This window comes from Pseudomonas sp. YNh, assembly GCF_037993085.1.
In the GTDB taxonomy this organism is placed as follows: domain Bacteria; phylum Pseudomonadota; class Gammaproteobacteria; order Pseudomonadales; family Pseudomonadaceae; genus Aquipseudomonas; species Aquipseudomonas putida.
Genome location: NZ_JBBMRJ010000002.1, coordinates 75,432 through 88,328, shown reverse-complemented (window position 1 = coordinate 88,328; position 12,897 = coordinate 75,432). Strand labels below are relative to the sequence as shown.

Here is a 12,897-nt window from a genome sequence, read left to right as displayed (position 1 = left end):
GAATGGGCCGCATAGCGGCCCCAGTGCACTCAGTTACCTTTCACTGCGTAGTCAGGTCGCTTGTCATTCCCTGGAATGAACGGGCTCCAAGGCTGCGCCCGCAGCGGCTGCTCGGTTTCCCACACCACACTGAACTGCCCGTCATCCTGGATCTCGCCGATCATCACCGGCTTGTGCAGGTGGTGGTTGGTCTTGTCCATGGTCAGGGTGAAGCCCGACGGTGCCTTGAAGCTCTGCCCGGCCAGTGCTTCACGCACCTTGTCGACGTCGGTGGACTTGGCCTTCTCGGCGGCCTGCGCCCACATGTGGATGCCCACGTAGGTGGCTTCCATCGGGTCGTTGGTCACCGCCTTGTCAGCGCCTGGCAGGCCCTTGGCCTTGGCGTAGGCCTTCCAGTCGGCGACGAACTTCTGGTTCACCGGGTTATCCACCGACTCGAAGTAGTTCCACGCTGCCAGGTGCCCCACCAACGGTTTGGTGTCGATGCCGCGCAGCTCTTCTTCGCCCACCGAGAACGCCACAACCGGCACGTCGGTGGCCTTCAGGCCCTGGTTGGCCAGTTCTTTGTAGAACGGCACGTTGGAGTCGCCGTTGACCGTGGAAATCACCGCCGTCTTGCCGCCGGCGGAGAACTTCTTGATGTTGGCAACGATGGTCTGGTAATCGGCGTGGCCGAACGGCGTGTACACCTCTTCGATGTCCTTGTCGGCCACGCCTTTGCTGTGCAGGAAAGCGCGCAGGATCTTGTTGGTGGTGCGCGGGTAGACGTAGTCGGTGCCCAGCAGGAAGAAGCGCTTGGCGCTGCCGCCGTCTTCGCTCATCAGGTATTCGACGGCAGGAATGGCCTGCTGGTTGGGGGCGGCGCCGGTGTAGAACACGTTTGGCGACATCTCTTCACCCTCGTACTGCACCGGGTAGAACAGCAGGCCGTTGAGCTCTTCGAACACTGGCAGCACCGACTTGCGCGACACCGAGGTCCAGCAGCCGAACACCACCGCGACCTTGTCCTGGGTCAGCAGTTGGCGGCTCTTTTCAGCGAACAGCGGCCAGTTGGAGGCCGGGTCGACCACCACCGGTTCGAGCATCTTGCCGTTCACGCCGCCCTTGGCGTTGATCTCGTCGATGGTCATCAGCGCCATGTCCTTGAGCGAGGTCTCGGAAATGGCCATGGTCCCCGACAGCGAATGCAGGATGCCAACCTTGATGGTCTCGGCGGCCTGGATGCTCCAGCTCAGGCCCATCGCCGCAATCGATGCGCTGAGGGTAAAAGCCTTGATCAGACTGCGACGCTTCATGTGCTCTCTCCGCTGAGTTTTTTAGAGTGTTGGGCAAGCGGGGAGGGGCGTTGCAAGGGATGTGCCTAGTGGCGAAATGGGCGTAATAGAGGGGTTGTGCGAGGTGTTGGGGCGTTTGCGAGGTCCAGGTTGGTGCCTGGGACATTGATGTGCACAGGATTGGGGCTGCAGAGCAGCCCCCGAGGCTATCAGCCGTTGCGCACAGCCGAACGCGGATGGCGCCTGCTGCGTACAAACTGATAGGTCACCGCCAGCAATACGAACCAGATCGGCGTTACCACCAGCGCTGAACGCGTGTCCGCCTCCAGGCTCAGCAACACCAGGATGAAGGCAAAGAACACCAGGCACACGTAGCACATGAAGCGCCCGCCCGGCATCTTGTACTTCGACGCCTGATGCAGCGCCGCACGGTTTTTGCGGTACTTCAGGTACGACAGCAAAATCAGCGTCCACACGAACATGAACAGCACCGCCGAAACCGTGGTCACCAGGGTGAACGCCTCGACCACGTTCGGCACCAGGTAGATCAGCACTGCACCGAGCAGCAGGCAGGTGCAGGAGAAGTACAGGCCGTTAGCCGGCACCGAGCGGCTCGAAAGCTTCTCGAACGCCTTGGGTGCATCACCCTCCTGGCTCAGGCCGAAGAGCATGCGGCTGGTGGAGAACACGCCGCTGTTGGCCGACGAGGCCGCCGAGGTCAGTACCACGAAGTTGATGATGCTGGCCGCCGCTGGAAGGCCGGCCAGCACGAACAGCTCGACGAACGGGCTCTTGCCCGGGACCACGTCGCGCCAAGGTGTCACGGCCATGATCGCGATCAGCGCCAGCACATAGAACACGATGATGCGGATCGGGATCGAGTTGATCGCCCGCGGCAGGGTGCGCTCCGGGTTTTTCGCTTCGGCGGCGGTGGTGCCCACCAGCTCGATACCGACGAAGGCGAACACGGCGATCTGGAAACCGGCGAAGAAACCCATCAGCCCATGGGGGAACATGCCGCCGTCATTCCACAGGTTGGCCAGCTGTGCAGTGCGCCCGCTGGGCGAGGTGAAGCCGGTGATGACCATGTACAGGCCGGTGGCGACCAGGCCGAGAATGGCGATGATCTTGACCAGGGCGAACCAGAACTCCATCTCGCCGAACATTTTTACCGTCACCAGGTTCAGCGACAGCAGCAGCCCTACGCAGGTCAGCGCCGGTATCCACTGCGGCAGGTCGGGGAACCAGAACTGTGTGTAGGCGGCGATGGCAACCACGTCGGCGATACCGGTGACTACCCAGCAGAACCAGTAGGTCCAGCCGGTGAAGTAACCGGCCCAGGGGCCGAGCAGGTCGGCCGAGAAGTCGATGAACGATTTGTAGTTCAGGTTCGACAGCAGCAGTTCGCCCATGGCGCGCATGACGAAGAACAGCATGAAGCCGATGATCATGTAGACGAAGATGATCGACGGGCCCGCCAGGCTGATGGTCTTGCCCGACCCCATGAACAGGCCGGTACCGATCGCGCCGCCGATGGCGATCAGCTGGATGTGGCGGTTGGTCAGGTTGCGTTGCAGGTGCTGCTCTTCTTGTGGTTTTGGTGAAATTGCGGTCATAAGCTGCATTCCCTTGAAAGTCGCCGGCTAGGCTAACACGGGCGTTCCAATTCGAGATCGCGACAGATCGCCACGATTTTCAGATGGCAGCCGTGCTTTCGCAGGAAAAGTTCGAGACCTTCACCGGCCTCTTCGCGGGCATGCCCACTCCCACAGGTATCGCGCCACGCCTGAGGGCGGCAGAGATCCTGTGGGAGCGGGCAAGCCCGCGAAGAGGCCAGTGCAGGTTATGCAGGGCTCAGGCGCTGGCCAGCTCCCGGCGGCGGCGCACCACCAGGCTGTCCACCACCCACATCACCACCATCGATACGCCCACCAACGGGAACATCAGCCCCAGCACCAGCATCACCCCCACCGCCGCCTTCCAGCGCGGCAGGTCATGGCGCAGCGGCGGCACACCCAGCCCGCCTTCAGGCCGGCGCTTCCATCACATCACCAGCCCGCTCACCGACCCCAGCAGGATCATCAGGCACACCAGCAGGATGATGATCTGGTTGAACGCCCCGAACATCTTGCCCTCATGCAGCATCACCCCCAGCTCGGTGGCGCGGGCGACCGGGCTGTAGTCCTGCCAGCGCACATCGGCCAGGACCTTGCCGGTGTACTGGTCGACATGCAGGGTGGCGTCGTTGCGAGGGTCGTCGGCGAACACGGCAATGGTGAACACTCCGTCAGCCGTGGTCGGCAGGGTAATGCTGTAGCCCGGCTCGACCTGGCGGGAGGTGGCGATGTCTTCGACCTGCTGCACGCTCACCTGGGGCGCTGCGGGCAGGTCCGACATCATGTGGTGCCCGGCGTGTTCGGCGTGTGCGCCGGACTGCGGCATCGGCGTGTTTTCCATCGCCCAGGGCACGGTCTGGCGGTGGGCACTATTAAGCTCACCCGCCTGCTGGTCCGACTTGGGCACGTCGTTCCACATGGCTGCCGGGAAACGGTTCCACAAATCGGCGTACTGCTTGCCCCAAAGCCCGGTCCAGGTCATGCCGCTGACCAGCATCAGCAACAGCAAGGCCGAGCCCCAGAAGCCGGTAACCGCGTGCAGGTCGCGCCAGAACAACCGGCCGCGTGCCGACAGCCGTGGCCACAGCACGCCAGCGCCATTGCGCCCGCGTGGCCCCCAGAGGTACAGGCCCGACACCACCAGCACGATGCCCCAGCCTGCGGCCAGCTCCACCAGGCGGTCACCGACCGTGCCAACCATCAGCTCGCCATGCAGGGCGCGGGCGATGGCCTGCAGGTTCTGCTTGGCGTCCTGCTCGCCGAGCACCTTGCCGCTATACGGGTCGACGAACACGTTCAGTTCGCGCCCGCTGTCATGCACCACGAACTGCGCACTGCGCTCGGCGTTGATGGGCGGCAGGTACTGGCCGACGTGGCCTTTGGGGTAAGTCTGGCGCACTTGCGCCAGCATCGCATCGGCGCCCTGTCGGTGGTGGCCGGCTTCGACCACCATCAGGTCGCGGTACAGCAGCGGGTCGAGCTGCGGCTTGAACAGGTAGATGATCCCGGTGATCGCCAACAGGATCATGAACGGGGCCACGAACAGCCCCGCATAAAAGTGCCAACGCCAGGCCAGGTTATAGAAATTGGTGCGTGTTCCTCTCATGGGAACCTCCTGTTTGACCAGCAGAGGGGCGCAACCGAGGCTGCGCCCGTGGTTGTTGTCAGAAGCTGAAGTCGACCTTGGTCCAGAAGGTCCTGCCTGGCTCGTTGACCGGCTGTGGATCGGTAGCCGGGTAGCCGAACCCGGCGTTCCCGGCCAGGTTCAAGTGCTCGGCGTAGGTTTTGTCGAACAGGTTGTCGACCCCTGCGCTGAGCTTGAGGTTTTTGTTCACCTTGTAGGCGCCGTTCAGGGAGAACACGCCGAAGCCGGCGCTCTTGTCGTAGTCCTTGCCGACCACGTTGCCCTGGTTCTCGGCAATGCGGTTTTGCGCCGCCACCAGCCGCCACAGTGCACCGACGCTCCATACATCGCGGCTGTAGGTCAGACCGAGGCGGCTTTCCAGAGGTGGCATTTGCGGTAGCGCTTTGCCATCACTGCTGTTCTTGCCCCAAGCGTAGGCCAGCGTGCCGTCGGCCTTCCAGTTTTCGGTCAGCTGGTAGGCGGCACCCAGTTCGCCGCCCATGATGCGGGCGTCGATGTTCTGTGCCTGCGAGGTGCTCATGCCCATCATGCCCGTGCGGTAGTCGAACAGGATGTAGTCGCGGATTTGCCCGACATAGCCCGAAGCCCAGGCTTCCAGGCGCTCGGTGCGATACTGGATGCCGAAGTCGAGCTGGGTAGTCTTCTCTGGCTTGATGCCGTCAAAGGCATTTGCTGCACCGGGCGGTGCCAGCTTGGGCGAGAACAGCTCCCAGTAATCGGGGAAACGCTGGGCATGGCCGAGGCCGATATAGGTGGTGGCCGGGATGGCTGCCAGGTCGTGCTCATAGCGTATGAAACCGCTGGGCAGGGTGTCGGCGCGGCTATCACCTTCTGTGGCGCTGCCTTTACGGAAGTCTCGGGCCGAGGCGCGGTCCAGGCGGGCACCGGTGATCAGCCGGTCTTCACCGCTGACGTACCAGGTCAGTTCGCTGAAGGCACCGTAGTTGTGGAAGTCGGCGTCCTTGGTCCAGGCCTGGCCCTTGTGTGCGTCTACGCCCATGCCCCCACGCTGGCGATGTTCGTTGGTTTGCGCGTCGATGCCACTGATCAGCTGCACATCGGCCCAGCGCCAGGTGGCCTTGATGCGTGCCCCCATGGTGCGACGGTCGACGTTGCTGACCATCGGCATGCCCATCATGCCGCTGCCCGATGGGGTACGAAGGCTGTAGTTGTCCATCACATGGTCGGCGTAGTTGTAGTAGACCTGCGCCTCGACCTTGTCGAGCACCTCGCCAAGGTTGGACTTTTCAAAGCGCAGGCCCAGGCTTTCACGCTTGAACTGCGAGCCGTCCATGCCGCGCCCGGCATAGCGGGCCTCTCCATCGCCCTTGCCGGCCGTCAGCTCCAGCAGGGTGTCCTGGTCGGGCGTCCAGCCGAGGGCGACATCGCCGTTCCATTTTTCCCAGCGCGACGGCACGGTGTCGTTGTTGCCGTCGTGGTAGTCATCCGAGCGCGACTGGTTGCCGACGAAGCGGGCGTAGGCCTGGCTGTTGCCGGCGGCGGCATCCAGCACCTTGTCGAAGCGGCCGTTGGAGCCGGCCAGCAGGCTGGCATTTACCCGGCTGCCGAGGGTGCCGAACTTTTCGGGTTCACGTTCGAAAAGAATGGTGCCTGCCGAACCGCCCGGGCCCCAGATCACGCTTTGCGGGCCTTTGATCACGGTCAGGCGGTCGTAGGTTTCCGGCGAAATATAGGACGTGGGCGCGTCCATGCGGTTGGGGCAGGCGCCCAGCATCAGGCCGCCATTGGTGAGGATGTTCAGGCGCGAGCCGAACATGCCGCGCAACACCGGGTCACCGTTGGTGCCGCCGGCGCGGATCGCCGAGAAGCCGGGGATGGTCTTCAGGTAGTCGGCGCCGTCGCTGGCCGGCACTGGCTGGCGCGGGTCTTTCGGGTTGGTGACCACGGTCAGCGGCGAGCTCGGGGCCACGGCGGTGATTACCGTCGGGCTCAGCTCGGGTGCGTCGTGCGCATGGCCTTCATGGCCAGTGTCGGCGGCCAGGGCCACGGGCGCGAGCAGCGAGCCGCACACGGCGGCGAGGGCCCCACGCAGGGACAAGGCAAAAACAGGGGTACAGCCGGACATAATGATTCCAGTCGATCAGTCATGAGTTAGCGCGAAGCCTCCTGGCTCCGTGCGCAAAATGTGGGTTCAGACGCTGATCGAGGAGGGTGGGGCGCGGCTGCGCGCACCGGGGAATACAGCCTGCCGGGCATGGCCCTGGTGCGTTGGCGCAAGCAGGTGGGTGGTGGGGACGACGCTGCCGGCGCTGAGCGGGCTGAGGGCCTGGGGCAGGGCCGGGCAGTTGAACAACAGGCTGCAATAACCGCACTTTTCCCACATCACATGCAGCTGGCCATCGCTGCCGTGGCCGTGATGGGCGTCTCCGCCATGCTGATGGGCAGCCGCCATCGGCATGTCCATCGGCATGCTCAGACCGGCGTGGTGGTCCATCGGCATCGACTGGGAAATCAGCGGGCCGATGAAGATCATCCACATGGCGAACAGGCTCAGCCATCCGCCACCGGCGCGCCTGCGGTCAGGGCGGGTGGTACGGCTGATGCTGTTGCGTGGCAGGCTCATGGCGAGTGCCTGTCAGCAGGTGTCAGTGCGCGTGTTCGTGGGCTTGCGGCTGGTCCGTTGGCGCCTGCTTCTGCACGGCCACTTCGACGGTGACGTCGCCGGCCTTCTCGAAGTGCAGGGTCAACGGGAAGCGCTTGCCGTCGCTGAGCAGGCTGCGGTCCTTGGGCTGCATCAGCATCACATGGTAGGCGCTGGGGGCGAAGGTCAGGTCCTTGCCGGCAGGCACTACAACGCTGGGTACTTGCTGCATCTTCATGGCACCGCTGGCGCTCATGGCGTGCTCGTGCAGTTGCGCGTCATCGCTGATGGGGCTGTCGACACTCAACAGGCGGTCATCGGCCTGGCCATTGTTGTGCACCACGAAATACGCGGCGACATTGGGGGCGTTGGGCGGCAGCTGCAGCGACCAGGGGTGGGCGATGTGCAGGTCGCCCACGCTGTATTCGTGGGCATTGGCAAAGGCGCCGGGCAGCAGCAGGGCGGCCATGACGAGGGCGTGCTTGAGCATGGTGAATCTCCGTTCTGTTCAGGTTCAGGCAGACAGCGAGATGAACTCAGGCCAGCGGAGAGGCACGGGGGTTTAACGCAGGCCAGAGCTGGCGCGGCGTGGGTTGGTAGTCGGCGGGGGGCGGCAGCAGGCCGGCAAACAGTGTTGGCGGGTTGTGCAGCTGCGGCGGGGAGCCGGGCAGGGCCAGCAGTGGTGCAGCGCCCGAGCAGCACCAGCAATTCATCATGCTGGCGCTGTCGTCGCTTTGCGGGCCGAGGTCGATCTTGGCCAGGGCCTGGACGTCGAGCTTGGCCTTGTTGGCCATGCTGGAACAGAAAGCCCCCCACAGCAGCTGCTCGGCCGGGCCCTTGGGCACGGCAGAGGCCAGCGGCATGGCCAGCAGGTTGAACAGCACTGCAAGGCAGGCTATCCAGGCGATGTGCCGACGTGGGGGCATGGAGAGATCCGGTCAGGAATCGTGGTGGCTATTGTAAGGCGGAGTATAGGTAAAAATGGCGGGGTGCGGTGAAGTGACGCAGGCAGGCAGTTGAATCGGTGTCGCCGTCTTCGCGGGCACGCCCGCTCCCACAGGATTACCAACAACCTTGAAAGCTGCGGGGGTACCTGTGGGAGCGGGCGTGCCGGCGAAGAGGGTGAAATCAATCTCAAGCCTTGTTTCGGCCCATCAGCCCGCGTACGGTCTCTTGCAGATCCGCCGGCAACACCACCACCTTGGCGTTGTTGCTGCTCGCCAGGTTCTCCATGGCCCCGACATAACGCTCACCCAGCAAATACATCGCCGGCACGGTCTCGTTGCCCACCGCTTCCTTGACCAGCGAAATCGCCCGCGCCGAGGCCTCGGCCAGGCTGATCTGTGCTTCGGCATCCAGCCTGGCCGCCTGCAGGCGTGCTTCCGCTTCCAGGATCGCGGCCTGCTTGGCACCTTCGGCGCGGGTTACATCGGCCTTGCGCTCACGCTCGGCCGCCGCCTGGCGCTCCATGGCCAGTTGCATGTTTTCCGAAGGCTTGATGTCCTGGATTTCCACCGAGCGCACGGTCACGCCCCAGTCTTCGGTCTGCTCCGACATCGCCTCGCGCAGGCGTGCCTTGATCTGCTCGCGGCTGGACAGCGCTTCGTCCAGGTCCATGGCACCGACGATGGCGCGCAGCGAAGTCATGGTCAGGCTGGTGACGGCGAACGAGAAGTTCTGCACGCCATAGGAGGCTTTCTGCGGGTCGACCACCTTGGCGAAGCACAGGGCATTGGCGACGATCACGGCGTTGTCCCGGGTGATGATTTCCTGCTGCTGCACATCGAGGATGATGTCCTTGGTCGGCAGGCGATAGGCGACCACATCCATGTACGGGATGAGGATGTTCAGGCCGGGCTTGAGCGTGCTGTGGTAGCGGCCCAGGCGCTCGACGATCCATTCCTCGCCCTGGGGCACGATACGTACCCCCTTGAACACGGTGATCAGGACGAACAGGGCGATGGCGGCGACAACGATGAGGCTGGTCATGATGCGAAATTCCTTTTAGTGCGGATTCAGGCCCGGATGACACGGGCAGTGTTGCCCTCAATGGCGGTAAGGCGCACCCGCTCGCCAACCGGGATCTCGCTGTCGGCAATGCAGATCCATTCTTCGCTGCCAAGAATCGGCTTCTGGAAACGCACGCGGCCTTTCTGAAACTCTGAAACGCCAGCGGTCAGCAAGCCCACCTCGCCGATCACGCTGTCGGCAGTCCAGCGCACGTCTGGCTGCTTGCGCCGGAATACCTTGAACCACAGCGCGGTGGTGACAGACGACAGCAGTACCCACAGCAGCACCTGCATGTCCAGTTGCAGGCTGGGGGCGGCGAGCGAGATGAGCGAGACCAGCACGGCACCGATGCCGAACCAGAGGATGAAGAACGTCGGCAGGACCAGTTCGAGCAGGATCAGCGCGATGCCAAAGACCAGCCAGATCCACCATTGCATTTCCATATGGGTGAAACCTTCCGGGGGAGGGGGAGTTGAGTTTACGGCAGCAGTACGACCTGGGGCCACGTGTGGGCCTGAAAGAAAAATCCGAAAGGGCTGTAGGGTAATGGTCCGATACAGGTTTTAAGCCTGGCACGGTCTTCTGTGGGAGCGGGCGTGCCCGCGAAGAAGACGACTCGGTTTATGGCACCGGCTTGGCCGGTGTTCGCGGGCTTGCCCACTCCCACAGGGGCCCCTAGCGTGCTTGCGAGATGTGTTGATGCAAGTCGAGTGCTGCTGCCATGTCAGCCTGCGATTCGAATGCGCGGTCAACATCCGGCAACGCCGGGCGCTTGAGGATCAGCACCGGCACCCCAAGCTCCCGCGCCACCTCGAGCTTCGGCTCGGTCGCCACACTGCCGCTGTTCTTGCTGATCAGCACATCGATAGTACGGCGCTGGAACAACGCCCGTTCATCCAAAATGTGGAATGGCCCGCGCGCGCCAATCACTTCGCAGCGCTCGTTGCCAGGGCACGCTTCCAGCGCACGCAGCGTCCAGAACTGCTCCGGTGGAATCTCGTCCAGGTGCTGCAGTGGCTCACGCCCCAGCGTAAACAGCGGCCTGCGGAACGGTTTGAGCGCGTCCATCAGCCCCGCCCAGTCCTCGACTTCGCGCCAGTCATCCCCCGCTTGCGCCTGCCAGGCCGGGCGGCGCAAGGCCCAGCACGGGATGCCAGCGTTGCGTGCGGCGCTGGCGGCATTGCGGCTGATCTGCGCGGCATAGGGATGGGTGGCATCGATCAGCAGGGTGATGCCCGCCTCGCGCAGGTAGCTGGCCAGGCCCTCGGCACCGCCAAAGCCCCCGACCCGCACCTGGCATTGCAGGTCCTGCGGCACGCGGCCGATACCGGCCAGGCTATAAACATGCTGTGGGCCGAGGCGGCGGGCGATGGCGAGGGCTTCAGTAATACCGCCCAGCAGCAGGATGCGCGTGGTCATTGCACACCTGCCTGGCCAACGATGCCGCCCTGGCGGTCGATGGCGAACACTTCCACTTGCACTTGCGCCGGCACGACGCTGCGGGCGAAGGCCAGGGCGTGAGCACACACTGCATCCCCCAAGGCGATACCGGCTGTATGCGCGAGGGCGAGCGCTTGCTGGCTGGTGTTGGCGCCGATGATGGCCGCTTGCAGCGTTTCGTCAGCGCCAATGTCTGCCGCCCAGCCGGCCAGTTGCGGCAGGTCGATGCTGGAATGGCGGCTGTGCAGGTCCATGTGCCCGGCGGCCAGTTTGCTGATCTTGCCGAAGCCACCACACAGGGTCAGGCGTGGCACCGGCACCTTGCGCAGGTGCTTGAGTACTGCGCCGACGAAATCGCCCATTTCGATCAGGGCGATTTCCGGCAGGCCGTAGACCCGGCGCATGGTGTCTTCACTGGCGTTGCCTGTGCAGGCGGCGATGTGCGTGTAGCCGTTGGTGTGGGCCACGTCGATGCCCTGATGGATCGAAGCAATGTAGGCCGCACAGGAGAACGGCCGCACGATGCCGCTGGTGCCGAGGATCGACAGCCCGCCGAGGATGCCCAGGCGCGGGTTCATGGTCTTGAGAGCGAGTTGGTCGCCGCCCTGCACATTGACCGTGACCTCGAAGCCACCGAGGTAGCCGCACTCGTCGGCCAGGCGTTGCAGGTGTTCAGTGATCATGCGCCGTGGCACCGGGTTGATGGCCGGCTCACCCACCGCCAGCACCAGCCCCGGCCGGGTCACGGTGCCAACGCCGGCCCCGGCGACAAAGCGGATACCCGGTTCGCCCAGCAGGCGTACCTGGCTGTAGAGCAGGGCGCCGTGGGTCACGTCCGGGTCGTCGCCAGCATCCTTGAGGGTGCCCGCTTCGGCACGCTCGTCAATCAGGCGGCAGAATTCCAGGCGCATCTGCACCACCTTGCCCTTGGGCAGGGTAATGCTGACGGCGTCGCTGCTTTCGCCGTTCAGCAGCAAGCGAGCGGCTGCCAGGCTTGTGGCGGTGGCGCAGCTGCCGGTGGTCAGGCCGCTGCGCAGGGGCGCGGGCTGTTCGCGGGTTTCTTCACGCATCGACGGGCTTCACCACTTCCAGCAGGGTGATCGGCAGCGCCTGGCGCCAGGTGTCGAACGCGCCCAGGGGCTGGGCATGGGCGACATGGATGCGGGTCAGCTCGCCACTGTGCTGCTCGCGGAAATGCGCCAGGGCCAGTTCGCTTTGCAAGGTCACTGCATTGGCCACCAGCCGCCCGCCTGGGCGCAGGTTGGCCCAGCACAGGTCCAGCACGCCTTCGCGGGTGACGCCCCCGCCGATGAAGATTGCATCGGGCTGCTCCAGGCCTTGCAGTGCCGCAGGCGCCTTGCCGCAGACCAGTTGCAGGCCGGGTACACCCAGCGCGTCACGGTTGTGTTCGATGAAGCCTTGGCGGCCTTCGTCGGCCTCGATGGCCAGGGCGCGGCAGGCCGGGTGGGCGCGCATCCATTCGATGCCGATCGAGCCGCAGCCCGCGCCCACGTCCCACAGCAGTTCGCCGGGCTGGGGCGCCAGGCGCGCCAGGGTGATGGCGCGCACGTCACGTTTGGTCAGTTGGCCGTCGTGCCGGAAGGCGCTGTCGGGCAGCCCGGCCAGCCGGTGCAGGCGTGGCGCATCGGGCGCGGCCAGGCACTCGATGGCCACCAGGTTGAGCGTGGCGATATCGGCGTGCGGCCAGTCCTGGGCGGTGCCGGGCAACTCGCGTTCTTCCTGGCCACCCAGGTGCTCGAAAACCCGCAGGCGGCTTGGCCCGAAGCCACGTTCGCGCAGCAGTGCAGCAATTGCCGCCGGGCTGTCGCCATCGTTGCTCAGCACCAGCAGGCGCATGCCGCTGTGCAGGTGGGCATTCAACGCCGCCAGTGGCCGCGCCACCAGCGACACAACCTGCACCTCCTGCAACGGCCAGCCCAGGCGGGCGGCGGCCAGGGCGCAGGAGGAGGGCATCGACAGCACGCGCATTTCATCGGCGGGCACCTGCCGCGCCAGGCTGGCGCCGACGCCGAAGAACATCGGGTCGCCGCTGGCCAGCACGCACACCGGCTCGCCGCGCAGGGCCAACACTGGGCCTAAGGAAAACGGGCTTGGCCAGCCCAGCCGCTCGCCGGGCACGCAGCGCGGCAGCAAGGCCAGCTGGCGCGGGCTGCCGAAGACCCGCGCAGCGCCCAACAGCGCGCGCCGGGCCTGCTTGCCCAGGCCACTGAAGCCGTCTTCGCCGATGCCTACTACTGTCAGCCAGGGTGCCATGTATTTCATTCCGCCATTTTTTGGGGCCGCTTCGCG

11 protein-coding genes and 1 pseudogene are annotated in these 12,897 nt (G+C 64.8%); all 12 read right to left on the bottom strand.

Going from position 1 to position 12,897, the window contains the following annotated elements; translation table 11 throughout:
- Positions 1 to 29: 29 nt before the first annotated feature.
- The 12 genes and pseudogenes from urtA to cbiE all read right to left on the bottom strand — a co-directional run bounded on the left by urtA (position 30) and on the right by cbiE (position 12,861).
- The gene (urtA, locus tag WF331_RS02405) at positions 30 to 1,295 is read right to left on the bottom strand and encodes an urea ABC transporter substrate-binding protein (RefSeq protein ID WP_016395201.1); all 1,266 of its coding nucleotides are present in this window, start codon (positions 1,293 to 1,295) and stop codon (positions 30 to 32) included.
- Between the two features lie 188 nt (positions 1,296 to 1,483).
- Entirely contained in the window at positions 1,484 to 2,890 is a 1,407-nt protein-coding gene (gene cycA / locus WF331_RS02400; RefSeq protein WP_016501840.1) for a D-serine/D-alanine/glycine transporter, read from the bottom strand.
- A gap of 238 nt (positions 2,891 to 3,128) precedes the next feature.
- Positions 3,129 to 4,496 (bottom strand): annotated as a pseudogene (locus WF331_RS02395) (PepSY-associated TM helix domain-containing protein).
- Positions 4,497 to 4,554: 58 nt separating this feature from the next.
- Positions 4,555 to 6,621: a TonB-dependent copper receptor gene (locus WF331_RS02390; RefSeq protein ID WP_340622629.1), complete on the bottom strand. Its 2,067-nt coding sequence runs from the start codon at positions 6,619 to 6,621 to the stop codon at positions 4,555 to 4,557.
- Between the two features lie 66 nt (positions 6,622 to 6,687).
- Positions 6,688 to 7,119 carry a DUF2946 domain-containing protein gene (locus tag WF331_RS02385; RefSeq protein WP_340622628.1) on the bottom strand — a complete coding sequence of 144 codons (432 nt, stop codon included), beginning with the start codon at positions 7,117 to 7,119 and terminating at the stop codon, positions 6,688 to 6,690.
- A 22-nt stretch (positions 7,120 to 7,141) separates the two neighbouring features.
- On the bottom strand, positions 7,142 to 7,627 hold the full coding sequence (locus tag WF331_RS02380) for a copper chaperone PCu(A)C (RefSeq protein WP_016501836.1): 486 nt from the start codon (positions 7,625 to 7,627) through the stop codon (positions 7,142 to 7,144).
- A gap of 46 nt (positions 7,628 to 7,673) precedes the next feature.
- Entirely contained in the window at positions 7,674 to 8,063 is a 390-nt protein-coding gene (locus WF331_RS02375) for a DUF2946 domain-containing protein (protein ID WP_340622627.1), read from the bottom strand.
- A 208-nt stretch (positions 8,064 to 8,271) separates the two neighbouring features.
- A complete protein-coding gene (locus tag WF331_RS02370; RefSeq protein ID WP_016501834.1) occupies positions 8,272 to 9,126 on the bottom strand; it encodes an SPFH domain-containing protein in 855 nt (284 codons plus the stop codon).
- A 26-nt stretch (positions 9,127 to 9,152) separates the two neighbouring features.
- Complete coding sequence (locus tag WF331_RS02365) at positions 9,153 to 9,590, bottom strand: NfeD family protein (protein WP_016501833.1); 438 nt, start codon at positions 9,588 to 9,590, stop codon at positions 9,153 to 9,155.
- A 232-nt stretch (positions 9,591 to 9,822) separates the two neighbouring features.
- Positions 9,823 to 10,566, bottom strand: coding sequence for a cobalt-precorrin-6A reductase (locus WF331_RS02360; RefSeq protein ID WP_340622626.1), 744 nt, complete (start codon positions 10,564 to 10,566; stop codon positions 9,823 to 9,825).
- Complete coding sequence (locus WF331_RS02355) at positions 10,563 to 11,657, bottom strand: cobalt-precorrin-5B (C(1))-methyltransferase (RefSeq protein WP_016501831.1); 1,095 nt, start codon at positions 11,655 to 11,657, stop codon at positions 10,563 to 10,565. Before WF331_RS02355 ends, WF331_RS02360 begins: the two co-directional genes overlap by 4 nt.
- Complete coding sequence (gene cbiE / locus WF331_RS02350; protein WP_340622625.1) at positions 11,650 to 12,861, bottom strand: precorrin-6y C5,15-methyltransferase (decarboxylating) subunit CbiE; 1,212 nt, start codon at positions 12,859 to 12,861, stop codon at positions 11,650 to 11,652. Before cbiE ends, WF331_RS02355 begins: the two co-directional genes overlap by 8 nt.
- Between the last annotated feature and the right edge of the window lie 36 nt (positions 12,862 to 12,897).